The organism is Paraburkholderia sediminicola (genome assembly GCF_046027355.1).
Taxonomy (GTDB): domain Bacteria; phylum Pseudomonadota; class Gammaproteobacteria; order Burkholderiales; family Burkholderiaceae; genus Paraburkholderia; species Paraburkholderia sediminicola_B.
The window spans coordinates 1-1,537 of sequence record NZ_JAQQEK010000098.1; the positions used below are offsets into that span (position 1 = coordinate 1).

Genomic DNA, 1,537 nt, shown 5'->3' on the forward strand with positions numbered 1-1,537 from the left:
ACGCTCCATGGCCGGCAGTCGCCGCGCGCGATCGCCGCCACACCGGTCTTCACTTCCGGAAAGCAAGCCGCGCCCAGGTAACTCCCATCTTCCTGTTTGCTTGCTGGGCAGAGTCGCTGCAAACGTTGAGCAGAAGTTGCAGATGATGGGCTTCGGCAAGCCTGATCGTGTCCGCGGCGGAGACGTCAAACATGCGCCGCCCCGTCGGGATCGGCCCGTGGCGCAACGACATGATGAGGAGGCCGCCTTCGTCTAACAGATCAGAGACAGCGCCCATTCCTCGACGACGCTGGGCTTCGTCGAGGTGCATCCATACTGCAGTAACCATGACAGTACTAAATGTCTCCGCCCTCGCCCGGAAGAGGCGGACTTCTGGAAGGCTGTCATCGAGCCAGACGACGTTGGAAGCCGGATAGAAGTTGATCGCGGCAGCCCGCAGTTCGTCGACGGGCTCAACCGCCACCGAGTGTCCCATCGCTGCCAATGCGGCAGCGTCGCGGCCCATGCCGGCCCCCACGTCGAGGACGCGCGAAGGCGCCCTCGGTATCAGATGCAGAACTGGCCGGTGGTGGTCTCGGAACGAGATTTTGCGCCATTCTTTAGCCAAGGCCAAGGCATGCTCGGCATAACCTTCGGCTCCCGGAACGTCGATCGGCATTGAGGAATACTGAATTGTCTGCCAGGTCGATTGTCGACTATCCGGGCCGAGGTGTCGAATGACTGTTCCTTACCCGGCTGACTACTGCCCGATAGGCAGTAATGTCACCAGGCGGTGGATCGCTGTTGTGCAAAGAGTCGAGGGGATGGGGGATAACACCGCGAGACGTTGCCAGTGGACGCGATGCTTTTTTCCGTCTCGGTATGCCACTGGTCATCGTCGGCATAAAGACAGATGCTCGTTTGTCTTGCTCCCCTCACGCAGAGTGAAAAGCTGCCACCCGAACCAACTACCGTACCGATGCAATATCCGCAGCGCCATTCCACGTTGGCGCTCACCATTGCATGGTTTCCCGACCCAGGCCACTTCAGTTCATATTGCCGCCGTGTCGAGGCCCCGGAACATCGCAGCGGTCTGGACCACCGGCACGTGAAGTTGTATCGTTTGAAGAGGGGAGCGGAAACGTCTGCTGAAATTCCGCGCTGGAACGGCACGGGTTCGTTTCATCACATTGCGACGCCAGGGGATTTGATGGCACGCACACTGACAGCCGGACGGCGGATTCTTTGGGTGCTCATGCTCTGCATTGCCGCGACATGTCTGGCAACTGGTGCAGCGCTGCTGTTCGAGTTGTCGGTCGTCAGCCGCGCGGTGAGCGATTTCAGTCATGACGAGACACGGGAACGGGCGCGCATCGCTCATGGTGGGCAGGTTACGCTCGATGAGCGCCTTAATCCGGCCTACCTGAAACGCTACGATCTGGACCCGGGCCAATACACCGACAGTCAGGGCCATTTTTCACCAACGGGCGCCGACTGGCAGCGATGGAGGCTTCGGACCAAAGCGGCCGCGACGGTGATGTGGCTCGGCCACGATCCG

General features: G+C 60.4%; 2 protein-coding genes. One reads left to right on the forward strand and one right to left on the reverse strand.

All coding sequences use genetic code 11. The features are described from left to right. Nucleotides 1-49 precede the first annotated feature (49 nt). Complete coding sequence (locus PQR42_RS45390) at nt 50-658, reverse strand: class I SAM-dependent methyltransferase (RefSeq protein WP_408496070.1); 609 nt, start codon at nt 656-658, stop codon at nt 50-52. A 300-nt stretch (nt 659-958) separates the two neighbouring features. Here PQR42_RS45390 and PQR42_RS45395 point away from each other — a divergent pair. After that, nucleotides 959-1,537 (forward strand): hypothetical protein (locus PQR42_RS45395; RefSeq protein WP_408496072.1); only part of this gene is annotated, 579 nt, incomplete at its 3' end.